Consider the following 24974-nt stretch of genomic DNA (forward strand, 5'->3'; position numbering starts at 1 on the left):
GAGTTGTGAACCAGGCTTAAACGGGAATATGGGTCCCTTCACCTGGAGAACAACAATGATAAAACCAACGTTTTTACGCTGGGTAGCCATTGCTGCCCTGATGGCAGGCGGCACCTTTAGCGTGGCAGCCAATCCCCCCGCGGCGCCTCCCGTCTCTTACGGCGTAGAGGAGGATGTCTTCCATCCGGTGCGCGCGAAGCAGGGGATGGTCGCCTCGGTAGACGCGCTGGCAACGCAGGTGGGGGTCGATATCCTGAAGCAGGGCGGTAACGCCGTGGATGCGGCCGTCGCCGTAGGCTATGCGTTGGCAGTGACCCACCCGCAGGCGGGGAACCTGGGGGGCGGCGGCTTTATGATGCTGCGCACCAAAGACGGGAAAACAACCGCCATCGACTTCCGTGAAATGGCGCCGTCTCAGGCCACGCGCGATATGTTCCTAGACGATCAGGGCAATCCGGACAGTAAAAAATCGCTCACTTCACACCTTGCTACCGGCACGCCAGGCACCGTCGCGGGCTTTTCACTGGCGCTGGAAAAATATGGCACCTTACCGCTAAACAAAGTGGTACAGCCTGCCATTAAGCTCGCGCGTGATGGCTTTGTGGTGAATGACGCCCTGGCGGACGATCTCAAAACCTACGGCAGTGAAGTGATTCCGAATCATGAAAACAGCAAGGCCATTTTCTGGAAAGAGGGCGAGCCGCTGAAAAAGGGCGACAAGCTGGTGCAGAAGAATCTCGCTAAAAGTCTGGAGTTGATTGCGGAAAACGGCCCGGACGCCTTCTACAAAGGGGCCATTGCCGACCAGATTGCCGACGAGATGCAGAAGCATAACGGGCTTATCACCAAAGCGGATTTAGCGGAGTACAAAGCCGTTGAGCGCGAGCCGGTCAGCGGCGATTATCGCGGCTATCAGGTGTTCTCAATGCCGCCGCCTTCGTCCGGGGGGATCCATATCGTGCAGATCCTCAACATTCTCGAAAGTTTCGACATGCACAAATTTGGCTTCGGCAGCGCGGATGCGATGCAGGTAATGGCCGAGGCGGAGAAATACGCCTACGCTGACCGTTCGGAGTATCTCGGCGACCCCGATTTTGTGAAGGTGCCGTGGCAGGCGCTAACCAGTAAAGCCTATGCCAAATCCATTGCGGAGCAGATCGATATCAATAAAGCTAAACCTTCGAGCCAGATCCGCCCCGGCAAGCTCGCCCCGTATGAGAGTAACCAGACCACCCACTTCTCGGTGGTGGATAAAGAGGGCAATGCGGTGGCGGTGACCTACACGCTCAACACCACCTTCGGCACCGGGATCGTGGCGGGCAACAGCGGTATTCTGCTGAATAACGAGATGGATGACTTCTCGGCCAAACCTGGCGTGCCGAACGTCTATGGTCTGGTGGGCGGTGATGCGAATGCGGTGGGGCCGAAGAAACGCCCGCTCTCCTCTATGTCACCGACGATCGTGGTAAAAGACGGTAAGACCTGGCTGGTGACCGGCAGCCCTGGCGGCAGCCGCATTATTACCACCGTGCTGCAGATGGTGGTTAACAGTATCGATTTTGGGATGAACGTTGCCGAAGCGACCAACGCCCCGCGTTTCCATCACCAGTGGCTACCGGACGAGCTACGCGTGGAGAAGGGCTTTAGCCCGGATACCCTGAAACTGCTGGAGCAGCGCGGGCAGAAAGTGGTGGTGAAAGAGGCGATGGGTAGCACTCAGAGCATCATGGTCGGGCCGGACGGCGAGTTGTATGGGGCATCGGATCCGCGTTCGGTGGATGATTTGACGGCGGGATATTGATGTTTTCCCCTCACCCTAACCCTCTCCCTAAGGGAGAGGGGATTGCCCGGTGCGGTCTGCACCTATAGGGAGAGTATTTGCCCGGTGCAGTCTTTTCCCCCTCGCCCCTTTGGGGAGAGGGCCGGGGTGAGGGGGGAGGCTTACTTCATCCGCGCCATATAATACGCATCCACATACTCCCCGTTGCGCAGGGCAAATTTCTTGCCGGTCCCTTCAATTTCAAAACCGAAACTTTTATAGAGCGCGACGGCGGCGGGATTATCGGCAAACACCGTCAGTTCAATACGTTCAATGCGTAACCAGTTATCACACAGGTTAACCATCTCGCTCATCAGGCGGCGACCCACGCCCCGTCCCTGCATATCCGCGGCGACGCTGATGCCGAAGGTTGCAACATGACTACGGCGTGGATTTTCCATCACATCCAGTGCCATATGCCCCACCACGCGCTCTTCCAGACAGGCGACGAGATGGCGCCTGCCCGGCCTGGCGGCCACGCGTTCTTGCCACATCTCCAGAGAGGGGTGAGGAAGTTGTAGCGTATCTTGATACACCTCCGGATGCGTCATGATCTCGCGTAATGCTGCGGCATCGCTGGCTTCAATGTGGCGTATCACTATCTCACTCATTCCTTCATCCTCTGTAGGTTAATGTCCTCTTTAACATCAGTGACTTTAAAATTTGAGTCAACCCACCTTTTTTGCAAAAAGTATTGGACAAGTGCGAATGAGAATGATTATTATTGCTCTGCATTCAGGAAGACCACTACGGGAACCTGAAAGCACGACATTGCTCACATTGCTTCCAGTATTACTTTAGCCAGCCGCGTGCTGGCTTTTTTTTGCCTGCGATTTTGCCTCGACCGCGTTTTCAGCCACCTCTGGCGTCAATCCCACCACGTTGGTCTTCTCAATCTTCAGGGGCATCACTTCCGCCTGGCCAGAGAAAGTACCGCCTTTTTTCACCGCCAGCGTGCGGTAGGTGAGGGTGCCAGTGACATGGCCATTCTCGCAAATATCCACGATGTCGCAGGTGCACTGGCCATTCACGCTGCCGTCAATGATCAGTTCACGGCAGCTAATATTCCCTTCAATCACGCCGCCACGCATCACCTTGATCAGGTTCTCTTTAGCATCAACATCGCCTTTCAGCGTGCCGTGAATATAGACGTGGCCGCCGGCCACGATATTTCCCTCAAAGCAGACGTCGCTGGCGATAACCGTTGTGGCCTGTTTTTCCGTTGCGGTCGGCTCTTTTTCACGAACTTCAACGGGGGCGGGACGGGAGATAACGGGCTGTTCGATCTCTTCGGATTTTTTCTTCTTAAACATACGATTAACCTGATTAGAAAAAGCGTGGATAGTGAAGTGGAGTAAGGAGAGCGCGCCGAATATCTGCGCCGGCAGGTTGGCTGATAAGGTCCAGCAGATCAGTGTGAGAAACCAGAAAACCAGCGCGATATTTAACGCGAAATAATTGCCAGCCATATGCGTAGCTACTCCCTTAGCGACCATGTGGTTTTGGCTAGTATTTATCGGGATTCGCTCTCTTCAGGTCAAGCTGTTGCCCGCATTTTAGGAATGGACAAAGCCTGCTATTAGCCGCTCTGTTAACGCGTTTAAGCGCATGGGATCGTGAAAGGGTGAAGCGGTCTGATTAAATTCACCCGCGGGTTGCGCTATGGTTAAAGCAGTTTTCTGAATCAGGACAACATGATGACATTACATTGCGCCTTTATTGGCTTTGGTAAAAGCACCACCCGGTATCATCTGCCTTACGTTCTTAACCGGAAAGAGAGTTGGCATGTCGCCCATATCTTTCGCCGCAGCGCAAAGCCCGAAGAGCAGGCCCCGCAATATTCTCATATCCACTTCACCAGCGATCTCGATGACGTGCTTACAGATCCGCAGGTCAAACTGGTGATTGTCTGCACCCATGCGGATAGCCACTTTGATTACGCGAAGCGTGCGCTGGAAGCGGGTAAAAACGTGCTGGTGGAAAAACCCTTCACCCCGACCATTGCGGAAGCAAAAGAGCTGTTCGCGCTGGCAAACAGCAAAGGGCTGACCGTCACGCCGTATCAGAACCGCCGCTTCGACAGCTGCTTCCTGACCGCGAAGAAGGCGATTGAGAGCGGCAAGCTGGGTGACATTGTCGAAATTGAAAGCCACTTCGATTACTACCGCCCGGTCGTAGAGACCAAACCGGGCCTGCCGCAGGACGGCTCGTTTTACGGTCTGGGCGTACACACCATGGACCAGATTATCTCCCTGTTTGGCCGCCCGGATCATGTGGCCTATGACATCCGCAGCCTGCGCAACAAAGCCAACCCGGATGACACCTTCGAGGCTCAGCTGTTCTACGGTGACCTGAAAGCCATCGTCAAAACCAGCCATCTGGTGAAAATCGACTACCCGAAATTTATCGTGCACGGCACCCGGGGCTCGTTTATCAAATACGGCATCGACCAACAGGAGACCAGCCTGAAGGCCAATATCATGCCGGGCGAAGCGGGCTTTGCGGCGGATGACTCCGTAGGGGTGCTGGAGTATGTCAACGAGGCGGGCGAGACGGTAAAAGAGACGCTTGCGCCGGAAATCGGGGACTACGGTCGGGTCTACGATGCGCTGTATGACACCCTCAGCAATGGCGTCCTGAATTACGTCAAGGAAACTGAAGTTCTCACCAATCTTGAAATCCTTGAGCGGGCCTTCGAGCAGGCATCACCCTCCACGGTAACCCTCGCCAAATAAGCAGTTCTGACTCCTTTGTTCTTGTTCAATGATTTTGAACAGAGGAGTCAATTTTCACCCTCTATGATCCCAGGTCGATTGCGTCCACACTTACTCCATCGAAACGAACTGGGGTAAAAACAGATGATCTTCTTACGCAAAGCTAACGAACGTGGTCACGCAAATCATGGCTGGCTGGACTCATGGCACACCTTCTCGTTTGCCGATTATTATGACCCGAACTTTATGGGCTTCTCGGCACTGCGGGTAATTAACGATGACGTGATTGATGCAGGCCAGGGCTTCGGTACCCACCCGCATAAAGACATGGAGATCCTGACCTATGTGCTGGAAGGGGCGGTAGAGCACCAGGACAGCATGGGCAACAAAGAGCAGGTTCCGGCAGGTGAGTTCCAGATTATGAGCGCGGGTACCGGCGTGCGTCACTCGGAGTACAACCCGAGCAAAACAGACAAACTGCACCTGTATCAAATCTGGATCATTCCAGAAACAACTGGCATCACGCCACGCTATGAACAGTGCCGCTTCGATGCAGAGCAGGGCAAACAGCTGGTGCTCTCTCCGGATGCGCGTGACGGGTCTTTGAAAGTGCATCAGGATATGGAGCTGTACCGCTGGGCGCTGGCGAAAGACGAACAGTCTGTTCATCAGATTGCTGCTAACCGCCGCGTCTGGATCCAGGTGGTGAAAGGCGAAGTGTCTATCAACGGCACCAAAGCGACCACGGCCGATGGCCTGGCTATCTGGGATGAGCAGGCACTCTCTGTGCATGCCGACAGCGAAAGTGAAATCTTGCTGTTCGATCTGCCACCGGTATAAATAATTACTCAACCTTCCCTTTAAACGGGGAAGGTTGAGCTTTGTCCGTGATAAACTGAAGGAATCTTTCCCTACCGATTTCTCAGGACGATGAAAAAGAAACGCCCCGTACTTCAGGATGTCGCCGATCGCGTCGGTGTGACCAAAATGACGGTCAGCCGCTTTTTACGTAACCCGGAACAGGTTTCCGTGGCGTTGCGTGGCAAGATTGCCGCTGCTCTGGATGAACTGGGCTATATCCCCAATCGCGCACCCGATATTCTGTCGAATGCCACCAGCCGCGCGGTGGGTGTCCTGTTACCTTCCTTAACTAACCAGGTGTTTGCCGAAGTCTTACGCGGTATCGAAAGCGTGACGGATGCCTTTGGTTATCAGACCATGCTTGCGCACTATGGGTATAAACCGGAACTGGAAGAAGAGCGTCTTGAATCCATGCTTTCCTGGAACATCGACGGCCTGATTTTAACGGAACGTACTCACACTCCGCGTACCCTTAAAATGATTGAAGTGGCGGGTATCCCGGTGGTGGAGCTGATGGACAGCCAGTCGCCGTGTCTCGATATTGCCGTTGGCTTCGATAACTTTGAAGCGGCCCGGCAGATGACCGCAGCCATTATTGCCCGTGGTCATCGTCACGTCGCCTATCTTGGCGCACGTCTGGATGAACGTACTATCATCAAACAGAAGGGATATGAGCAGGCGATGCTCGATGCCGGTTTAACGCCCTACAGCGTGATGGTGGAACAATCATCCTCATACACTTCCGGTATTGAACTGATGCGTCAGGCACGTCGCGAGTATCCGCAGCTCGACGGTATCTTCTGCACTAACGATGACCTTGCGGTTGGCGCGGCCTTCGAATGCCAGCGCCTGGGGTTAAAAATTCCGCAAGATATGGCCATTGCCGGTTTCCACGGCCACGACATCGGCCAGGTGATGGAGCCGCGTCTGGCGAGCGTGTTAACACCGCGCGAGCGTATGGGCCGCATCGGTGCAGAACGTCTGCTGGCGCGTATTCGTGGGGAAGCGGTGACGCCGAAAATGTTAGATTTAGGTTTCACCTTGTCACCGGGTGGATCCATTTAGTGTGACAAATTTGAAGTAGCTCACACTTATTTATTTCTCGCACCTTTGGATATTGCTTCTCCATAGCCCCGGCAGGACAATGTTACCGATAACAGTTACCCGTAACAATTGACCGAGGGACTCCCTTTGAGCACGACTAACCACGATCACCACGTATACGTCCTGATGGGCGTTTCCGGTAGCGGTAAATCTGCGGTGGCCAGCGAAGTGGCGCATCAACTCCATGCTGCGTTTCTTGATGGTGACTTCCTCCATCCGCGCAGCAATATCACGAAAATGGCCGCCGGCGAGCCGCTGAACGACGACGATCGTAAGCCCTGGCTGCAGGCGCTGAATGACGCCGCCTTTGCCATGCAGCGCACCAATAAAGTGTCGCTGATTGTCTGCTCTGCGCTGAAAAAAACCTACCGCGACCTGCTGCGTGACGGTAACCCGAATCTCTCTTTCATCTATCTAAAGGGCGATTTTGCGGTGATTGAAAGCCGTCTGAAGGCGCGTAAAGGTCACTTCTTCAAAACCCAGATGCTGGTCACCCAGTTTGAAGCTCTGCAAGAGCCGGGTGCGGACGAGCAAGATGTATTAGTGGTTGATATCGATCAGCCGCTGGACGGTGTGGTAGCAAGCACCATCGAGGTTATTAATAAAAGGCAGTAAGTTTTGAGTACTTTAACGCTTGTTTTGACAGCAGTGGGCTCCGTTTTACTGCTGCTGTTTTTGGTCATGAAAGCGCGTATGCACGCTTTCGTGGCATTGATGGTGGTGTCTATTGGTGCAGGTCTCTTTTCCGGTATGCCGCTCGACAAGATCGCAGCGACAATGGAAAAAGGGATGGGCGGCACGCTGGGCTTTCTGGCGATAGTGGTCGCGCTGGGCGCGATGTTTGGCAAGATTCTGCATGAAACGGGCGCGGTCGATCAGATTGCCGTCAAGATGCTGAAATCGTTCGGCCATAGCCGCGCACATTATGCCATTGGCCTGGCCGGTCTGATTTGCGCCCTGCCGCTGTTCTTTGAAGTGGCCGTTGTGCTGCTGATAAGCGTGGCATTCTCCATGGCGCGCCATACCGGTACCAATCTTGTGAAGCTGGTCATTCCGCTGTTTGCGGGGGTGGCGGCAGCGGCGGCATTCCTGCTGCCTGGGCCCGCGCCGATGCTGTTGGCCTCGCAGATGCACGCTGACTTCGGCTGGATGATCCTGATTGGCCTCTGCGCCGCTATCCCGGGAATGATTATTGCTGGCCCACTGTGGGGCAACTTCATTAGCCGCTACGTTGAACTTCATATTCCTGACGACATCACCGAGCCGCACCTGGGCGAAGGCAAAATGCCCTCCTTCGGCTTCAGCCTGGCGCTGATCCTGCTGCCGCTGGTGCTGGTGGGCCTGAAGACCATCGCCGCACGCTTTGTGCCGGTCGGTTCCAGCGCCTACGAGTGGTTCGAGTTTATCGGCCACCCGTTCACGGCGATCCTGGTAGCCTGTCTGGTAGCGATTTATGGTCTGGCGATGCGTCAGGGCATGCCGAAAGACAGAGTGATGGAGATCTGCGGCGCGGCGCTGCAACCTGCGGGGATTATCCTGCTGGTGATCGGTGCCGGTGGGGTGTTCAAGCAGGTGCTGGTGGATTCCGGCGTCGGCCCGGCGCTCGGTGAAGCGTTAACCGGCATGGGGCTGCCGATTGCGGTGACCTGCTTCGTGCTGGCGGCAGCGGTACGTATTATTCAGGGCTCTGCTACCGTGGCGTGTTTAACTGCCGTGGGGCTGGTGATGCCGGTCATTGAACAGCTGAACTACTCCGGTGCGCAGATGGCGGCGCTCTCTATCTGTATCGCGGGTGGGTCAATTGTGGTTTCACACGTGAATGATGCCGGCTTCTGGCTGTTCGGTAAATTTACCGGCGCCACTGAAGCGCAAACCCTGAAGACCTGGACGCTGATGGAGACGATTCTCGGCACCACAGGCGCGATTGTCGGGATGATTGCGTTTTCACTGCTGAACTGACCCTTGTTTTCCCCCTCTCCCTCTGGGAGAGGGCCGGGGTGAGGGTATCCAACCGCCGGGTTGACCCTTGTTTTCCCCCTTTCCCTGTGGGAGAGGGTCGGGGTGAGGGTATCCAACCGCCGGGCTGACCCTTGTTTTCCCCCTCTCCCTGTGGGAGAGGGTCGGGGTGAGGGCATCAGGCCGCAAAGGTGCTATTTTGTCGGGCGGCAGCTTCGCCATACCCGACCAGAAAAACGCCTCGAACCGCAGCCCCGGTAGCGCAAGCTTCTACAGCAGTACGGCACCTTTCTCCGTGCGCAGCCAGCGCGGCGCTTTCAGCGTATCACTATAAAACCCCACCAAATCCTGCAACAAATCTCCTGCAACTCTTTCATCACCCGCCGAGAGCGAGCGAGACAACAGCAGTTGCGTTAGCAGTTGGCAGTATCTCCCCAGTTGATCGATTTCCGGGTCGAAGCGCGGCGCCTCCAGCGGCAGGTCATCCACCGTGAGACTTGCTTTCAAATGTTCCGGCACAGGATCAAGCAGCATGGGCTGGAGCAGAGCAAGGCGGGCTGCGAGCCGCCCACACAGCGCCATCTTTTGTACCGGGTCTTCACACTCAACCAGCACATCTACGAATCGCTCGCAGTTGTCTGCCAGGTCGGTGAAATCGGTGGTGTGATCGAACGCAGTTGTGAATAAAGCGTGAGAAAAGCCTGGGGTAGTAGTCATAAGACAGCCTCTGATGAGTTGAATGGGCCGCCAAAGGAGGGACCAACCTCACTGGTGGCGGACTGAACGGCGTTGGTCCTACCGGCCTCATCAGCTACCGGCGCGCCTTACGGCGCCACCGTCCAGCCCACCATTGAGGTGTAACTGGCCACGCGATAAAAACGTTATTTATCACGGATGAGGATAACAGGGGACCAACCCTGACGCCTCATTTTGCAGGCGTGGCGAGACGATATTGCTTTGCTGAACAGGTGGCAAGAGAGGCTCTGGAAGGCGGCTCGCAAAACGCAGGATTATTTTTGATGGTGCGGTCTGTTGCCCTCACCCCAGCCCTCTCCCAGAGGGAGAGGGGGCAATAGTGCGGTCTGTTGCCCTCACCCCAGCCCTCTCCCACGGGGAGAGGGGGCAACAGTGCGGTCTGGTGCCCTCACCCCAGCCCTCTCCCACAGGGAGAGGGGGCACACATTCTAGCCCTTCATCCACGCCCGGATCCCGTCGAGGAACATCTGGGTCGCCATCATTACCAGGATCAACCCCATCAGGCGCTCCAGAGCATTCACCCCTTTCTCGCCCAGCAGACGCAAAAACAGCGACGACTGTAAAAGAATAATAAAGGTGCCGCCCCAGGCAATCAGCAGGGCAATCACCAGGTGGCTCATCTGATTTGGGTATTGATGCGACAGCAGCATCAGCGTGGCCAGAATGGTCGGGCCGGCCACCAGCGGGATGGCCAGCGGTACGATAAACGGCTCCTCACCGGCAGGCAGACCACTGCTGCTGCCTTCCGCGCTCGGGAAAATCATCTTGATAGCAATCAGGAACAGAATAATCCCGCCGGAAATGGAGACGGTCTCGGCGCGCAAGTTAAGGAAGGCGAGGATCTTTTCCCCGGCAAACAGGAAGATAAACATCACCAGCAGCGCGATGAGCAGTTCGCGGATCATGATCGCCCGCCGGCGCTTCGGCTCGGTGTGTTTCAGCACCGACATAAAGATGGGCAAGTTCCCCAGGGGGTCCATAATCAGGATTAAAAGAACCGCCGCGGAAATTATTTCAGTCATTATTATTTATCCCCTGAATCCTTATGGTTATTATCGTAATAAGTGGTATTACTGATTGCGGCGCAATCATCGATTAATTTCGCTTGCGACTTTGGCTGCATTTTGTAATGTGAAGGCTGGAGCCAGTTGGAATCTGGTTCGGCACACTCAGCACACACCTCTGCAGGAAAAATACGCTATGAAAAACGTTGGTTTCATCGGCTGGCGCGGTATGGTCGGCTCTGTACTCATGCAACGCATGGTTGAAGAGCGCGACTTTGACGCCATCCGCCCGGTCTTCTTCTCAACTTCCCAGCTCGGCCAGGCTGCGCCTTCTTTCGGCGGTAGCACTGGTACGTTGCAGGATGCTTTCGATCTGGAAGCGCTGAAGGCACTCGACATTATAGTCACCTGCCAGGGCGGCGATTATACCAACGAAATCTATCCAAAGCTGCGTGAAAGCGGCTGGCAGGGCTACTGGATTGATGCAGCCTCTTCACTGCGCATGAAAGACGACGCCATCATCATTCTCGACCCGGTCAACCAGGATGTTATCACCGACGGCCTGAACAAAGGGGTGAAAACCTTTGTTGGCGGGAACTGCACCGTTAGCCTGATGCTGATGTCGCTGGGCGGCCTGTTCGCACAGGACCTGGTGGAGTGGGTTTCCGTGGCAACTTATCAGGCAGCCTCCGGCGGCGGGGCGCGTCACATGCGTGAACTGCTGGCGCAGATGGGCCAGCTGCATCATCACGTTGCAGACGAGCTGGCGAATCCGGCATCGGCCATTCTGGATATCGAACGTAAAGTAACTCAGCTCTCCCGCAGTGGCGAGCTGCCGGTCGATAACTTCGGCGTACCGCTGGCGGGTAGCCTGATTCCGTGGATCGACAAACAGCTCGACAACGGTCAGAGCCGTGAAGAGTGGAAAGGCCAGGCAGAGACCAACAAAATTCTCAATACCTCTTCCGCGATCCCGGTCGATGGCCTCTGCGTGCGCGTTGGCGCGCTGCGCTGCCACAGCCAGGCATTCACCCTTAAACTGAAAAAAGATGTGTCTATTCCGACCGTGGAAGAGCTGCTGGCGGCGCACAATCCGTGGGCAAAAGTGGTGCCAAACGATCGCGACATCACGATGCGCGAACTGACCCCGGCGGCGGTCACCGGCACGCTCTCTACCCCGGTAGGGCGCCTGCGTAAACTCAATATGGGGCCGGAGTATCTCTCCGCCTTCACCGTTGGCGACCAGCTGCTGTGGGGGGCCGCCGAGCCGCTTCGCAGGATGCTTCGCCAGCTGGCGTAATAATTTGTTAAATCTCAGGGGTGCTTAGACACCCCTTTTTTTGCGTAATACACGGAGTAAAACGCAGATGAGTCATTATTTATCGGGAGTCATATAAAGCGTTGGCTATGCTTTAAGTTGGATGCGTGGCATCCAGCCTGGAGGATGGGTGGAACAGAGAGGATGCACAATGTGCTGTTCCATTCAGGTCACAATAAGGTCGAACCCTTAGCACGCCAGGGCCGACAACAAAAAAAACAGGATGAACACCATGTCCGTTCGTATTGATAGAGACGTGATTAATGCGCTTATTACGGGTCATTTTGCGGACCCCTTTTCTGTACTTGGCATGCACCGTACAGAGGCCGGACTGGAAGTCCGCGCGCTGTTACCTGACGCGACGGAAGTCTGGGTCATCGAACCCAAAACGGGCCGCAAAGTGGGCAAACTGGAGTGCCTTGACTCACGTGGTTTCTTCTCGGGCATTATGCCCCGTCGTAAAAATCCCTTCCGCTACCAGCTTGCCGTACTCTGGCATGGTCAGCAAAACCTGATTGACGATCCTTACAGCTTCGGCCCGCTTCTGCAGGAGATGGATGCCTGGCTCCTCTCTGAAGGTACGCACCTGCGTCCTTACGAAACCCTGGGTGCCCATGCCGATACGATGGATGGCATCACCGGTACCCGATTCAGCGTCTGGGCGCCTAATGCGCGTCGTGTTTCGGTCGTGGGTCAGTTCAACTACTGGGATGGCCGCCGCCACCCGATGCGCCTGCGCCGTGAAACCGGTATTTGGGAGCTGTTTATCCCCGGCGCGCACACCGGACAACTGTATAAATTTGAGCTGGTCGATGCCCACGGACAGCTGCGCATTAAAGCGGACCCCTATGCCTTTGAGGCGCAGATGCGTCCGGATACGGCCTCAATGATCTGCGGCCTGCCAGAGAAGATCGCCATGAGCGAAGCGCGCGTCAAGGCCAACCAGTTCGATCAGCCCATTTCCATTTATGAAGTGCATCTCGGCTCCTGGCGCCGTCATACGGACAACAATTTTTGGTTGAGCTATCGTGAGCTGGCTGACCAACTGGTCCCCTATGCGAAGTGGATGGGCTTTACCCATCTGGAACTGCTCCCGATTAACGAACACCCCTTCGATGGAAGCTGGGGCTATCAGCCCACTGGACTCTACGCTCCGACCCGCCGCTTCGGGACCCGTGACGACTTCCGCTACTTCATCGACGCCGCGCATGCGGCCGGGCTGAACGTGATCCTGGACTGGGTGCCAGGCCACTTCCCGTCGGATGACTTTAGTCTCTCTGAGTTCGACGGTACCAACCTGTATGAGCACAGCGATCCGCGCGAAGGTTATCATCAGGACTGGAATACCCTGATTTACAACTATGGCCGTCGTGAAGTGACCAACTATCTGGTGGGTAACGCCCTTTACTGGATTGAACGCTTTGGCATCGACGCTCTGCGCGTGGATGCGGTGGCATCCATGATCTATCGCGACTATAGCCGTAAAGAGGGAGAGTGGATCCCGAATGAGTTCGGCGGGCGCGAAAACCTGGAGGCCATAGACTTCCTGCGCAGCACGAACCGTATTCTCGGCGAGCAGGTACCTGGCGCGGTAACCATGGCCGAGGAGTCTACCGATTTCCCAGGCGTCTCTCGTCCACCGTCAATGGGGGGGCTGGGCTTCTGGTATAAGTGGAACCTTGGCTGGATGCACGACACGCTGGATTATATGAAGCTGGATCCGGTGCATCGTCAGTATCACCACGACAAACTCACCTTTGGCATGCTCTATAACGGCACCGAGAACTTCGTTCTGCCGCTCTCACACGATGAAGTTGTGCATGGCAAAAAATCGATCCTTGATCGGATGCCGGGCGATGCGTGGCAGAAGTTCGCCAATCTGCGCGCCTACTACGGCTGGATGTTCGCCTTCCCGGGTAAAAAGCTGCTGTTCATGGGGAATGAATTCGCCCAGGGACGAGAGTGGAACCACGACGCCAGCCTTGACTGGCATCTGCTGGAAGGGGGCGACAACTGGCACCACGGCGTACAGCGCCTCGTGCGCGACCTTAACCTGACCTACCGTTACCACAAAGCACTGCATGAACTGGATTTCGACACATACGGCTTCGAGTGGCTGGTGGTAGACGATCACGAACGCTCAATCTTCGTCTTTGTGCGTCGTGATAAAGCCGGGAATGAAATTATCGTTGCCAGTAACTTCACCCCGGTGCCGCGCCATAATTATCGGTTTGGCATCAACCAGCCGGGCAAGTGGCGTGAAATACTCAACACCGACTCTGTGCACTACCACGGCAGCAATGCCGGAAACGGTGGGCTGGTGCAAAGCGATGAGCACGAAAGCCACGGTCGTCCTCACTCCCTCAGCGTGACGCTGCCGCCATTGTCTACCATCTGGCTGGTCAGGGAGGGGGAATGACCCAGCTCAGCGCAGGCCAGTCCGAACCGCTCGGCGCAAGCTTTGACGGTAAGGGGGTAAATTTTACCCTCTTCTCCGCTCATGCGGAGCGGGTCGAACTCTGCGTGTTTGATGCCCACGGGAATGAGCAACGATTCGATCTCCCTGGCCGTACCGGTGAGGTCTGGCACGGCTACCTCGACGGCGTCAAACCGGGTCTGCGTTATGGCTATCGGGTTCATGGCCCCTGGGATCCGGCTAACGGACACCGCTTTAACCCGGCGAAACTGTTGCTCGACCCTTATGCCCTTCAGGTGGAGGGCGAGCTGCGGGATACCGGTCTGCTGTGCGGCGGTCTGGATCAACCCGACAGCCGCGACAGTGCGCCCGCCGCGCCCAAAGGGGTAGTGATCGCCGACCGTTACGACTGGGAAGACGATACACCTCCCGCGACGCCCTGGGGCAATACGGTCATTTATGAAGCCCACGTCAAAGGGCTTACCTTCAAACATCCGGCCATTCCGGCGGAGATGCGCGGCACCTATAAAGCGCTCGGCCATCCGGCCATGATTCGCTATTTCAAACATCTGGGCATTACGGCGCTGGAACTATTGCCTGTCGCCCATTACGCCTGCGAGCCGCGTCTGCAACGGCTGGGGTTAAGCAACTACTGGGGCTACAACCCCATGGCAATGTTTGCCCTCAGCCCGCGCTATGCCGCGCATCCTGTTAAAGCCCGGGATGAGTTTCGCGATGCGGTTAAAGCGCTACATGCGGCGGGAATCGAGGTCATCCTCGACGTGGTATTGAACCACAGCGCGGAGCTGGATTATGAGGGACCGACGTTCTCCCTGCGCGGAATTGATAACCGTAGCTATTATTGGATCAGAGAGGATGGCGATTATCACAACTGGACCGGATGCGGTAACACGCTGAATCTTAGCCACCCGGCAGTCATGCAGTATGCGTATGCGTGCCTGAAATACTGGGTCGAGACCTTCCATGTGGACGGTTTTCGTTTTGATTTAGCCTCCGTTATCGGACGCACGCCGACGTTTAGCCAGCAGGCGCCGTTGTTTGAGGCTATAAAAAATTGTCCGCTGCTCTCTCGCGTCAAGCTGATAGCCGAGCCCTGGGACATTGGTGAAGGCGGGTATCAGGTGGGAAATTTCCCGCCCCCCTTTGCCGAGTGGAATGACCACTTTCGCGATGCAGCCCGCCGATTCTGGCTCACGCGTAACCTGTCGCTCGGTGACGTAGCCGGACGATTTGCCGCCTCCAGCGATCTGTTTAAACGCAGCGGGCGGTTGCCGTCGGCCTCGATCAACCTGGTCACGGCGCATGACGGTTTTACCCTGCGTGATTGCGTCTGTTATGACCAAAAACATAACGAGGCCAACGGCGAAGAGAATCGCGACGGAACCAACAATAACCATAGCTTTAATCATGGTATAGAAGGTTTAGGGGGCAGTCAGGATGTGATTGAGCGTCGGCGGGCCAGCGTGCATGCGCTACTGACCACGCTACTGCTTTCGCAAGGTACACCGATGCTGCTGGCCGGAGATGAACACGGCCACAGCCAGCATGGCAACAACAATGCGTATTGCCAGGATAACGAACTCACCTGGCTTGCCTGGGACGAGGCAAATACCGGGCTAACAAACTTCGCTGCTGCGCTGATTCACCTGCGCCAGCAAATCCCGGCACTCACGGCCGATCGGTGGTGGGAAGAGGGTGACGGCAACGTTCGTTGGCTCAATAGCAAAGCGCAACCTTTAAGTGCGCAAGAGTGGCAGTGGGGCGTTCCACGTCTGCAGATCCTGCTTTCAGAGCGATGGCTGATTACGCTAAACGCGACCACTGAAGTAGCAGAAATGGTTTTACCTGATGGGGAGTGGCGAGCTATTCCCCCCTTTGCCGGTGAGGACAACCCGGTGGTGATGGCCGTCTGGCATGGGCCTGCGCACGGAGTGTGCGTATTCCAGAAATGATAAAAAAGGAGTTAGTCATGGTTAGGTTAGATAAGAACGATCCATTAATGCTAGCGCGTCAACTGCCATTAAAATCTGTAGCCCTGATTCTTGCTGGTGGTCGCGGTACCCGTTTAAAAGATTTAACAATCACGCGTGCCAAACCCGCCGTCCACTTTGGCGGCAAGTTCCGTATTATCGACTTTGCACTTTCAAACTGCCTTAACTCAGGTATTCGCCGCATTGGCGTGATCACTCAGTACCAGTCCCACACGCTGGTGCAACATATTCAGCGCGGCTGGTCGTTCTTCAGTGAGGAGATGAACGAGTTTGTCGATCTGTTGCCTGCCCAGCAACGTGTGCATGGTGAGAACTGGTACCGCGGTACAGCGGATGCGGTCACCCAGAACCTGGATATCATTCGTCGCTACGATGCGGAGTATGTGGTGATCCTCGCCGGGGACCATATCTACAAGCAAGACTACTCGCGCATGCTCATCGATCACGTTGAAAAGGGTGCACGTTGCACCGTGGCGTGCTTGCCGGTGCCCATTGCCGAGGCAACCGCCTTTGGCGTTATGGCCGTGGATGAACACGACAAAGTGATCGATTTTGTCGAGAAACCTGCCAATCCGCCCGCCATGCCCGGTAACCCCGATCGTTCCCTGGCCAGTATGGGCATCTACGTCTTTGACGCCGACTACCTCTACCAACTGCTGGAAGAGGACGACAATGACGAGCAGTCCAGCCACGACTTCGGGAAGGACATTATTCCGAAGGTCACGAAATCTGGCATGGCCTATGCACATCCTTTCCCGCTCTCCTGCGTTCAGTCCGATCCGGCCTCAGAGCCTTACTGGCGCGATGTGGGAACGCTGGAAGCCTACTGGAAGGCGAACCTGGATCTGGCCTCCGTTACGCCGGAGCTGGATATGTACGACCAGAACTGGCCGATCCGCACCCATATGGAGTCGCTGCCGCCCGCGAAGTTTGTGCAGGACCGTTCCGGTAGCCACGGTATGACGCTGAACTCGCTGGTTTCTGGCGGCTGCATTATTTCCGGCTCCGTGGTGGTGCAGTCCGTGCTCTTCCCGCGAGTACGGGTGAACTCATTCTGTAATATCGATTCGGCGGTACTGCTGCCGGATGTGTGGGTAGGGCGCTCATGCCGTTTGCGCCGCTGTGTTATAGACCGTGCCTGCGTCATTCCGGAAGGGATGGTGATTGGTGAGAACGCGGAAGAGGACGCGCGTCGTTTCTACCGCTCAGAAGAAGGCATTGTATTGGTTACGCGTGAAATGCTGCGCAAACTGCAGGTCAAACAGGAGCGATAATGCAGGTCTTACATGTATGTTCGGAGATGTTCCCATTATTGAAAACGGGCGGGCTGGCGGATGTTATTGGTGCTTTACCGGCTGCGCAAATTGCCGGTGGTGTTGATACGCGCGTGCTGCTGCCCGCTTTTCCAGACATCCGTCGCGGCATACCTGATGCACAGGTGGTGAGCCGCCGGGAGACGTTTGCCGGGCGTATCACACTGCTGTTCGGGCATTACAACGGCGTGGGTATCTATCTGATTGATGCGCCACACCTGTATGACCGACCTGGAAGCCCGTATCACGACACTAACTTATTTGCCTATACCGACAACGTGCTGCGTTTTGCGCTGCTGGGTTGGGTAGGCTGTGAAATGGCCTGCGGCCTGGATCCTTTCTGGCACCCGGATGTGGTTCATGCGCACGACTGGCATGCCGGGCTAGCGCCTGCCTATCTGGCGGCGCGAGGGCGTCCGGCAAAGTCGGTGTTTACGGTACACAACCTGGCTTATCAGGGCATGTTTTATGCGCAGCACATGGATGACATCGAACTGCCATGGTCATTCTTTAACATGCACGGGCTGGAGTTCAACGGCCAGATCTCTTTCCTGAAGGCCGGCCTCTATTACGCCGATCACATTACGGCGGTGAGTCCGACCTACGCGCGGGAAATTACCGAAGCGCAGTTTGGCTACGGTATGGAAGGATTGCTGACCCAGCGCCACCGTGAAGGGCGCTTATCGGGCATTCTTAACGGCGTGGATGAGAAGATCTGGAGTCCGGAAACAGACCTGCTGCTGGCCTCGCGCTACAACCGGGATTCGGTTGAAGATAAGGCCGAAAACAAGCGCCAGCTGCAGATAGCAATGGGGCTGAAGGTTAACGACAAAGTCCCGCTGTTCGCGGTCGTCAGCCGTCTGACCAGCCAGAAAGGGTTGGATCTGGTGCTGGAAGCCTTGCCAGGCCTGCTGGAGCAAGGCGGGCAACTGGCGCTACTGGGGGCGGGCGATCCGGTGTTGCAGGAGGGCTTCCTGGCCGCTGCGGCAGAGCATCCGGGGCAGGTGGGGGTTCAGATTGGTTATCACGAAGCCTTCTCGCATCGCATTATGGGCGGTGCGGACGTGATTCTGGTGCCGAGTCGTTTCGAGCCCTGCGGCCTGACTCAGCTGTATGGCCTGAAATACGGTACCTTGCCGCTTGTGCGTCGCACCGGGGGGCTGGCGGATACGGTATCCGACACCTCGCTGGAGAACCTGGCGGACGGCATCGCCACCGGTTTTGCGTTTGAAGACAGTAATGCCTGGTCGCTGTTGCGTGCGATCCGCCGTGCTTTCGTGTTGTGGTCTCGTCCTTCTCTCTGGCGTTTTGTGCAGCGTCAGGCGATGGCGATGGATTTTAGCTGGCAAGTTGCGGCGCAGTCTTACCGCGATCTTTATCAACGCTTGATATAACAACGCTGGAATCATAGATATGAATGCACCTTTTTCTTATGCATCACCCACCCTCAGCGTAGAGGCTTTAAAGCACTCCATTGCCTATAAGCTGATGTTCACCATTGGGAAAGATCCAGTCATCGCCAATAAACACGAGTGGCTTAACGCCACCTTATTCGCGGTGCGCGACCGCCTGGTAGAACGCTGGCTGCGATCCAACCGCGCCCAGCTGTCGCAAGAGACACGTCAGGTTTACTATCTGTCGATGGAGTTTTTGATTGGCCGCACCCTCTCCAACGCCTTGTTGTCGCTAGGGATTTATGACGACGTAAAAAACGCGCTGGAAGAGATGGGGTTAGATTTAGAAGAGTTGATCGACGAAGAGAACGACCCGGGCCTTGGCAACGGGGGTCTGGGGCGCCTGGCGGCCTGTTTCCTCGACTCGCTGGCGACTCTGGCGTTGCCGGGGCGCGGCTACGGTATTCGCTATGATTACGGCATGTTCAAGCAGAACATCGTCGACGGGCGGCAGAAAGAGTCGCCGGACTATTGGCTCGAATACGGTAACCCCTGGGAGTTCAAGCGCCACAATACCCGCTATAAAGTGCGCTTTGGCGGCCGCGTTCAACTGGAAGGGAAAAAATCCCGCTGGGTTGAAACCGAAGAGATCCTTGCCGTCGCCTATGACCAGATTATCCCGGGTTATGACACCGACGCCACCAACACCCTACGCCTGTGGAACGCGCAGGCCAGTAGTGAAATCAACCTGGGTAAATTTAACCAGGGCGACTACTTTGCGGCAGTGGAAGATAAAAACCACTCGGAGAATGTGTCACGCGTACTCTACCCGGACGACTCCACCTATTCGGGCCGTGAGCTGCGCCTGCGTCAGGAGTACTTCCTGGTGTCGGCGACGGTGCAGGACATTCTGAACCGCCACTACCAGCTGCATAAAACCTATAACAATCTGGCGGAGAAGACCGCCATCCACCTTAATGACACCCACCCGGTACTCTCGATTCCGGAGCTGATGCGCCTGCTGATCGACGAACATAAGTTCAGCTGGAACGATGCCTTTGAGGTAACCTGCCAGGTCTTCTCCTACACCAACCACACGCTGATGAGCGAAGCGCTGGAAACCTGGCCGGTGGACATGCTGGGCAAAATTCTGCCGCGCCATCTGCAAATTATCTTCGAGATCAATGACTACTTCCTGAAAACGCTTCAGGAACAGTACCCGAACGACACCGGGCTGCTGAGCCGCACCTCTATTATCGATGAGTCTAATGGCCGTCGCGTGCGCATGGCATGGCTGGCGGTGGTGATTAGCCATAAGGTCAACGGTGTGTCGGAACTGCACTCCAACCTGATGGTGCAGTCGCTGTTTGCTGACTTTGCCAAAATATTCCCGATGCGTTTCTGTAACGTCACCAACGGTGTTACCCCGCGTCGCTGGCTGGCGCTGGCCAATAAGCCGCTCTCTGAGGTGCTGGATGCGAACATTGGCCGCAACTGGCGTACCGATCTGAGCCAGCTTAGCGAGCTGGAGCAGCATGCCGACTTCCCGACCGTGAACAAAGCGGTGCGTGACGCCAAATTGCTGAATAAAAAACGGCTGTCGGTATGGATGGCGCTGCATCTGAACGTAGTCGCGAACCCGAAAGCGCTCTACGATGTGCAGATTAAACGTATCCACGAGTACAAACGCCAGCTCATGAACGTGCTGCACGTGATCACCCGTTACAACCGCATCAAGGCCGATCCGGACGCCAACTGGGTGCCGCGGGTCAATATCTTTGCCGGTAAAGCGGCCTCGGCCTACTACATGGCGAAGCACATCATTCATCTGATCAACGATGTAGCGAAAGTGATCAACAACGATCCGCAGATTGGCGATAAGCTGAAGGTGGTCTTCATACCTAACTACAGCGTGAGCCTGGCGCAGTTGATCATTCCGGCGGCGGATCTCTCTGAGCAGATCTCCACTGCAGGGACGGAAGCGTCCGGCACCAGTAACATGAAATTTGCCCTTAACGGTGCGCTGACTATCGGCACGCTGGATGGGGCCAACGTCGAGATGCTGGAGCACGTGGGTGAAGAGAATATCTTTATCTTCGGCAATACCACCGAAGAAGTTGAGGCGCTAAGGGCGAAGGGCTATTCACCGCGTGACTACTACGAGCAGGATGAAGAGCTTCGTCAGGTGCTGACGCAGATCGCCACCGGGGTCTTTAATCCGGACGAGCCTGGCCGCTACCGCGACCTGGTGGATTCGCTGATTAACTTTGGTGACCACTATCAGGTACTGGCCGACTACCGGAGCTATGTGGATTGTCAGGATAAGGTTGACGAGCTTTATCGCCGTCCCGAAGAGTGGACCACCAAAGCGATGCACAATATCGCCAATATGGGGTATTTCTCTTCAGACAGGACGATTAAAGAGTATGCCGAGACTATATGGCATATCGACCCGGTAAGGTTGTAAAAGCAAAACGGCAACGTCGGTTGCCGTTTTCATTTTTTCACCCTCACCCTATGGGTGAGGGCATCAGCCCGCACTGTCCCATCAGGACGCAAGCGATAATTCACGCTTTGGGGCGTTTCTGACCAGCCACTGCGCCACGCGCGATTGCTGTTCGGCATCCAGCCACATCCCCTCTTTCGTACGACGCCACAGCGCATCCTCTACACGGCGCACCCACTCGTGCTCAACCAGGTAGCGCAGCTCCGCTTCGTAAAACTCATGTCCGAAGTGCTCGCCCAAATCGGCTATCTCTTTGGCATCGCCGAGGAGCTGGACGCTGTTGCTGCCATAAGTACGGGCATAGTGGCGGGCCAGCGATTCGCTGATAAACGGATAACGGCGACGCAGTTTTGCCGCGTAGTCATCCCGGTTTCCGTCGATATCACCCCCCGGCAGGGTAGCGCCTTTGGTCCATGCCGGGCCAATGCCGGTGTAATACGGAGTCAATTTCTCCAGCGCGTGTTCCGCCAGCTTACGGTAGGTGGTGAGCTTACCGCCAAACACGGAGAGCAGCGGCGCCTTACCGTCTTGATCGTGAATATCCAGCGTGTAATCACGGGTGATGGCCTGCGGCGAATCGGATTCGTCATCGCACAGCGGACGCACGCCGGAGTAAGTCCAGACCACATCTTCGCGACCCAGCTGCTTTTTGAAGTGCGCGTTATACACCTTCAACAAGTAGCTGATTTCGCTCTCGTCGATTTCGACATTTTTGGCGTCGCCTTTGTACTCCACGTCGGTGGTGCCAATAATGGAGAACTCATCCATCCACGGGATCACAAACACGATGCGCTTGTCTTCGTTCTGCAGAATATAAGCCTGCTTCTGGGTATGCACGCGAGGCACGACGATATGGCTGCCCTTGATAAGGCGAATACCGTACGGCGAAGGCAGCTTCATGCCGTCGTCAAAGAACTGTTTCACCCATGGACCGGTCGCATTAACCAGCCCGCGCGCTTGCCAGCTGAACTTCTCGCCGGTATCGATATCTTCTGCTTCAACAATCCACAGACCATTCTCGCGGCGTGCGGAGGTCGCGCGGGTGCGGGTTTTCACCTCACCATTTTTGCGAACCACCATTTGCGCGTTTGCGAGCACCAGACGGGCATCATCGACCCAGCAGTCTGAATATTCGAATCCGCGCACGATTTCTGGCTTAAGGACCGATTCTGCGCCAAAACGCACACCGGTAGAGCCGGGCAGACTGGTGCGTTTACCCAGATGATCGTACATAAAGAGACCGATACGAATCATCCACGCCGGGCGCAAGTGCGGGCGGTGAGGCAGGCGGAAGCGCATCGGGATGGCGAGATGCGGGGCCATTTTCAGTAACACTTCGCGCTCAGCCAGCGCTTCGCTCACGAGGCGAAACTCGTAGTGTTCAAGGTAGCGCAGGCCGCCGTGAATCAACTTGGAGCTGGCGGAGGAGGTTGCGCAAGCGAGATCCTGCGCTTCCAGCATTAATACCGACAGACCACGGCCAGCGGCATCGGCCGCAATCCCGGCACCGTTGATGCCGCCACCTATCACAATCAGATCTTTGGTTTCCATCGTATCCTCACGCACTTTCGCTTACGTTCAAAAATGTTCGATATCGCTCATAATAGCAAAGGAACGCGCCTTTGGTAACATTAAAAAAACAATTTAGAGTGATACAGCTAACATAATGGCGTTTACCCGCCGCCAGGACGTACACTAGAAGGTAAAATAGTGGGGTCCTTACCTCACTTCGCACCACCTTGAATAACCGAAAGAGAGCCGCATGGATCAGTTTGAATGTATTAATGTCGAAGAAGCCCACCAGAAGATGCACCAGGGAACCGCTGTACTGGTAGATATTCGCGACCCGCAAAGCTTTGCCATGGGTCACACCCCGGGTGCGTTTCACCTCACTAACGCCTCCCTTAGTGATTTCATGCGTGACAACGACTTCGATACCCCGGTGATGGTGATGTGCTATCACGGCAACAGTAGCAAAGGTGCAGCACAATACTTGCTGCAACAGGGTTATGACGCGGTCTACAGCGTGGATGGCGGTTTCGACGCCTGGCACCGTCATTTCCCGGCGGAAGTCGAGCACACTGGGTTTTAAGGTATATACTGTCCCCCTTTGTGTGGAATAAGCGACCGCTGCCAATGCTGATGATTACCTCCTTTACCAACCCGCGCGTCGCTCAGGCGTTTGTCGATTACATGGCGACGCAGGGTGTGATCCTGACTATCCAACAACATACGCAAACGGACGTCTGGCTGGCAGATGAGAGCCAGGCCGAACGCGTGCATGCCGAGCTGGCGCGCTTTCTGGAAAACCCGGGCGACCCGCGCTATCTGGCGGCCAGCTGGCAATCCGGCCACACCGGTAGCGGGCTGCACTACCGCCGTTTTCCGTTTTTAGCCACGGTGCGTGAGCGTGCCGGCCCGTTCACGCTGCTGCTGATGGCGGCCTGTATCCTGACGTTTATCATCATGAACGTCGTAGGTGACCAAAGTGTGATGGTGCTGCTGGCCTGGCCCTATGATCCGTCGGTGCAGTTCGATGTCTGGCGCTACTTCAGCCATGCGCTGATGCACTTCTCCTTCCTGCACATTCTCTTTAACCTGCTGTGGTGGTGGTATCTCGGCGGTGCCGTAGAGAAACGGCTCGGCAGCGGTAAACTCATTGTTATCACCCTTATCAGCGCCTTGCTGAGCGGCTATGTGCAGCATAAATTCAGCGGCCCGTGGTTCGGTGGGCTCTCGGGCGTCGTTTACGCCTTGATGGGCTACGTCTGGCTGCGCGGCGAGCGCGATCCTGAAAGCGGCATCTTTCTTCAGCGCGGCTTAATTGCCTTTGCGTTAATATGGTTAATTGCCGGATGGTTTGATCTGTTCGGAATGGCGATAGCTAACGGTGCACACGTGGCCGGTCTGGCCGTTGGGCTGGCGATGGCGTTTGCCGATACGCTGCATGCGCGAAAACGAACATAATTCTGGCAGGGATATTTGATGAAACAGACACAACGTCATGATGCCATTATCGAACTGGTGAAAAAGCAGGGGTATGTCAGTACGGAAGAGCTGGTTGAACAGTTCGCCGTCAGCCCGCAAACCATTCGCCGTGACCTGAACGACCTGGCCGATCAGAACCGAATTTTACGCCACCACGGCGGTGCGGCGCTTCCCTCCAGCTCGGTCAATACCTCCTGGCATGATCGTAAAGCGACCCAGACGTCAGAAAAAGAGCGTATCGCCCGTAAGGTCGCGAGCCAGATCCCAAACGGCGCCACCTTATTTATCGATATCGGTACCACACCGGAGGCGGTGGCCCACGCGCTGCTGGACCATGAGAATCTGCGCGTGGTGACGAACAACCTGAACGTGGCCAATACGCTGATGCAGAAAGAGGATTTCCGCATCATCCTCGCCGGGGGAGAGTTGCGCAGCCGCGACGGCGGGATCATTGGCGAAGCGACACTCGATTTTATCTCCCAGTTCCGCCTCGACTTCGGCATTCTTGGCATTAGCGGCATTGATACCGACGGCTCGCTGCTGGAATTCGATTACCATGAAGTGCGTACCAAGCGCGCCATTATTGAGAATTCCCGCCACGTCATGCTGGTGGTCGATCACTCGAAATTCGGGCGTAACGCGATGGTGAATATGGGCAGTATCAGCATGGTGGATGCGGTCTATACCGATGAGGTGCCGCCTGAAGGGGTGCTGAAGGTGATTAACGACCATAAAATGCAGCTTGAGCTGTGCTGAGGTAAAAGCAACACGAAAACTTCGGTTGTCATGCCGATCGGTTAAACAGGGTGAAAT

Annotated in this window: 20 protein-coding genes; 15 read left to right on the forward strand and 5 right to left on the reverse strand. The window is 55.9% G+C overall.

What is annotated here, in order from left to right:
* The first annotated feature begins 55 nt into the window (after positions 1-55).
* Entirely contained in the window at positions 56-1801 is a 1746-nt protein-coding gene (ggt, locus tag B3B59_RS16385) for a gamma-glutamyltransferase (protein WP_046886782.1), read from the forward strand.
* 140 nt (positions 1802-1941) lie between these two features.
* Here the strand turns inward: ggt and yhhY are convergent, their stop codons facing one another.
* Both yhhY and B3B59_RS16395 read right to left on the reverse strand, forming a co-directional pair.
* Positions 1942-2430: an N-acetyltransferase gene (gene yhhY / locus B3B59_RS16390; protein WP_046886781.1), complete on the reverse strand. Its 489-nt coding sequence runs from the start codon at positions 2428-2430 to the stop codon at positions 1942-1944.
* Positions 2431-2616: 186 nt separating this feature from the next.
* Positions 2617-3288: a bactofilin family protein gene (locus B3B59_RS16395; protein ID WP_286809556.1), complete on the reverse strand. Its 672-nt coding sequence runs from the start codon at positions 3286-3288 to the stop codon at positions 2617-2619.
* A gap of 228 nt (positions 3289-3516) precedes the next feature.
* Between B3B59_RS16395 and B3B59_RS16400 the strand changes: the two genes are divergently transcribed.
* From B3B59_RS16400 to gntU, 5 genes are all read left to right on the forward strand, one after another.
* The gene (locus tag B3B59_RS16400; RefSeq protein WP_286809589.1) at positions 3517-4554 is read left to right on the forward strand and encodes an oxidoreductase; all 1038 of its coding nucleotides are present in this window, start codon (positions 3517-3519) and stop codon (positions 4552-4554) included.
* Between the two features lie 123 nt (positions 4555-4677).
* A complete protein-coding gene (locus B3B59_RS16405; protein WP_286809557.1) occupies positions 4678-5373 on the forward strand; it encodes a pirin family protein in 696 nt (231 codons plus the stop codon).
* Positions 5374-5463: 90 nt separating this feature from the next.
* Positions 5464-6459, forward strand: a complete 996-nt coding sequence (gene gntR / locus B3B59_RS16410) for a gluconate operon transcriptional repressor GntR (RefSeq protein WP_040078254.1) — start codon at positions 5464-5466, stop codon at positions 6457-6459.
* Between the two features lie 126 nt (positions 6460-6585).
* Complete coding sequence (gene gntK, locus B3B59_RS16415; RefSeq protein WP_040078255.1) at positions 6586-7113, forward strand: gluconokinase; 528 nt, start codon at positions 6586-6588, stop codon at positions 7111-7113.
* A 3-nt stretch (positions 7114-7116) separates the two neighbouring features.
* Entirely contained in the window at positions 7117-8457 is a 1341-nt protein-coding gene (gene gntU / locus B3B59_RS16420; RefSeq protein WP_286809558.1) for a gluconate transporter, read from the forward strand.
* A 267-nt stretch (positions 8458-8724) separates the two neighbouring features.
* Here the strand turns inward: gntU and B3B59_RS16425 are convergent, their stop codons facing one another.
* Positions 8725-9171 (reverse strand): hypothetical protein, encoded by a 447-nt coding sequence (locus B3B59_RS16425; RefSeq protein WP_286809559.1) that lies wholly within the window; start codon positions 9169-9171, stop codon positions 8725-8727.
* A gap of 467 nt (positions 9172-9638) precedes the next feature.
* Positions 9639-10232: an NAAT family transporter YhgN gene (yhgN, locus tag B3B59_RS16430; protein ID WP_015960802.1), complete on the reverse strand. Its 594-nt coding sequence runs from the start codon at positions 10230-10232 to the stop codon at positions 9639-9641.
* 178 nt (positions 10233-10410) lie between these two features.
* Here yhgN and asd point away from each other — a divergent pair, with 178 nt between their 5' ends.
* From asd to glgP, 6 genes are all read left to right on the forward strand, one after another.
* Positions 10411-11514: an aspartate-semialdehyde dehydrogenase gene (gene asd / locus B3B59_RS16435; RefSeq protein WP_286809560.1), complete on the forward strand. Its 1104-nt coding sequence runs from the start codon at positions 10411-10413 to the stop codon at positions 11512-11514.
* 250 nt (positions 11515-11764) lie between these two features.
* A complete protein-coding gene (glgB, locus tag B3B59_RS16440) occupies positions 11765-13951 on the forward strand; it encodes a 1,4-alpha-glucan branching enzyme (protein ID WP_207292535.1) in 2187 nt (728 codons plus the stop codon).
* Positions 13948-15921, forward strand: coding sequence for a glycogen debranching protein GlgX (gene glgX / locus B3B59_RS16445; RefSeq protein WP_286809561.1), 1974 nt, complete (start codon positions 13948-13950; stop codon positions 15919-15921). Before glgB ends, glgX begins: the two co-directional genes overlap by 4 nt.
* Before the next feature lie 17 nt (positions 15922-15938).
* Positions 15939-17234, forward strand: a complete 1296-nt coding sequence (gene glgC, locus B3B59_RS16450; RefSeq protein WP_040078263.1) for a glucose-1-phosphate adenylyltransferase — start codon at positions 15939-15941, stop codon at positions 17232-17234.
* On the forward strand, positions 17234-18667 hold the full coding sequence (glgA, locus tag B3B59_RS16455; protein ID WP_046886776.1) for a glycogen synthase GlgA: 1434 nt from the start codon (positions 17234-17236) through the stop codon (positions 18665-18667). Before glgC ends, glgA begins: the two co-directional genes overlap by 1 nt.
* A gap of 19 nt (positions 18668-18686) precedes the next feature.
* On the forward strand, positions 18687-21134 hold the full coding sequence (gene glgP, locus B3B59_RS16460) for a glycogen phosphorylase (RefSeq protein ID WP_040078265.1): 2448 nt from the start codon (positions 18687-18689) through the stop codon (positions 21132-21134).
* Positions 21135-21215: 81 nt separating this feature from the next.
* Here glgP and glpD read toward each other — a convergent pair whose 3' ends face one another.
* Positions 21216-22724, reverse strand: a complete 1509-nt coding sequence (gene glpD / locus B3B59_RS16465; RefSeq protein WP_046886775.1) for a glycerol-3-phosphate dehydrogenase — start codon at positions 22722-22724, stop codon at positions 21216-21218.
* 211 nt (positions 22725-22935) lie between these two features.
* Here glpD and glpE point away from each other — a divergent pair, with 211 nt between their 5' ends.
* From glpE to B3B59_RS16480, 3 genes are read left to right on the forward strand one after another with little or no spacing between them, the layout of a single operon-like run.
* Positions 22936-23265 (forward strand): thiosulfate sulfurtransferase GlpE, encoded by a 330-nt coding sequence (gene glpE / locus B3B59_RS16470; protein ID WP_040078267.1) that lies wholly within the window; start codon positions 22936-22938, stop codon positions 23263-23265.
* 44 nt (positions 23266-23309) lie between these two features.
* Positions 23310-24140, forward strand: a complete 831-nt coding sequence (gene glpG / locus B3B59_RS16475; RefSeq protein ID WP_040078268.1) for a rhomboid family intramembrane serine protease GlpG — start codon at positions 23310-23312, stop codon at positions 24138-24140.
* Between the two features lie 18 nt (positions 24141-24158).
* The gene (locus B3B59_RS16480) at positions 24159-24917 is read left to right on the forward strand and encodes a DeoR/GlpR family transcriptional regulator (protein WP_040078270.1); all 759 of its coding nucleotides are present in this window, start codon (positions 24159-24161) and stop codon (positions 24915-24917) included.
* Positions 24918-24974 lie beyond the last annotated feature (57 nt).

The organism is Leclercia sp. UBA2479 (assembly GCF_002341985.1).
GTDB lineage: Bacteria > Pseudomonadota > Gammaproteobacteria > Enterobacterales > Enterobacteriaceae > Enterobacter > Enterobacter pneumoniae.

Excerpts from the sequence above, each read along its gene's own strand:
- ggt (WP_046886782.1), top strand. The coding sequence starts at position 56 with ATGATAAAACCAACGTTTTTACGCTGGGTAGCCATTGCTGCCCTGATG.
- yhhY (WP_046886781.1), bottom strand. The coding sequence starts at position 2,430 with ATGAGTGAGATAGTGATACGCCACATTGAAGCCAGCGATGCCGCAGCA.
- B3B59_RS16395 (WP_286809556.1), bottom strand. The coding sequence starts at position 3,288 with ATGGCTGGCAATTATTTCGCGTTAAATATCGCGCTGGTTTTCTGGTTT.
- B3B59_RS16400 (WP_286809589.1), top strand. The coding sequence starts at position 3,517 with ATGACATTACATTGCGCCTTTATTGGCTTTGGTAAAAGCACCACCCGG.
- B3B59_RS16405 (WP_286809557.1), top strand. The coding sequence starts at position 4,678 with ATGATCTTCTTACGCAAAGCTAACGAACGTGGTCACGCAAATCATGGC.
- gntR (WP_040078254.1), top strand. The coding sequence starts at position 5,464 with ATGAAAAAGAAACGCCCCGTACTTCAGGATGTCGCCGATCGCGTCGGT.
- B3B59_RS16425 (WP_286809559.1), bottom strand. The coding sequence starts at position 9,171 with ATGACTACTACCCCAGGCTTTTCTCACGCTTTATTCACAACTGCGTTC.
- yhgN (WP_015960802.1), bottom strand. The coding sequence starts at position 10,232 with ATGACTGAAATAATTTCCGCGGCGGTTCTTTTAATCCTGATTATGGAC.
- asd (WP_286809560.1), top strand. The coding sequence starts at position 10,411 with ATGAAAAACGTTGGTTTCATCGGCTGGCGCGGTATGGTCGGCTCTGTA.
- glgB (WP_207292535.1), top strand. The coding sequence starts at position 11,765 with ATGTCCGTTCGTATTGATAGAGACGTGATTAATGCGCTTATTACGGGT.
- glgX (WP_286809561.1), top strand. The coding sequence starts at position 13,948 with ATGACCCAGCTCAGCGCAGGCCAGTCCGAACCGCTCGGCGCAAGCTTT.
- glgC (WP_040078263.1), top strand. The coding sequence starts at position 15,939 with ATGGTTAGGTTAGATAAGAACGATCCATTAATGCTAGCGCGTCAACTG.
- glgA (WP_046886776.1), top strand. The coding sequence starts at position 17,234 with ATGCAGGTCTTACATGTATGTTCGGAGATGTTCCCATTATTGAAAACG.
- glgP (WP_040078265.1), top strand. The coding sequence starts at position 18,687 with ATGAATGCACCTTTTTCTTATGCATCACCCACCCTCAGCGTAGAGGCT.
- glpD (WP_046886775.1), bottom strand. The coding sequence starts at position 22,724 with ATGGAAACCAAAGATCTGATTGTGATAGGTGGCGGCATCAACGGTGCC.
- glpE (WP_040078267.1), top strand. The coding sequence starts at position 22,936 with ATGGATCAGTTTGAATGTATTAATGTCGAAGAAGCCCACCAGAAGATG.
- glpG (WP_040078268.1), top strand. The coding sequence starts at position 23,310 with ATGCTGATGATTACCTCCTTTACCAACCCGCGCGTCGCTCAGGCGTTT.
- B3B59_RS16480 (WP_040078270.1), top strand. The coding sequence starts at position 24,159 with ATGAAACAGACACAACGTCATGATGCCATTATCGAACTGGTGAAAAAG.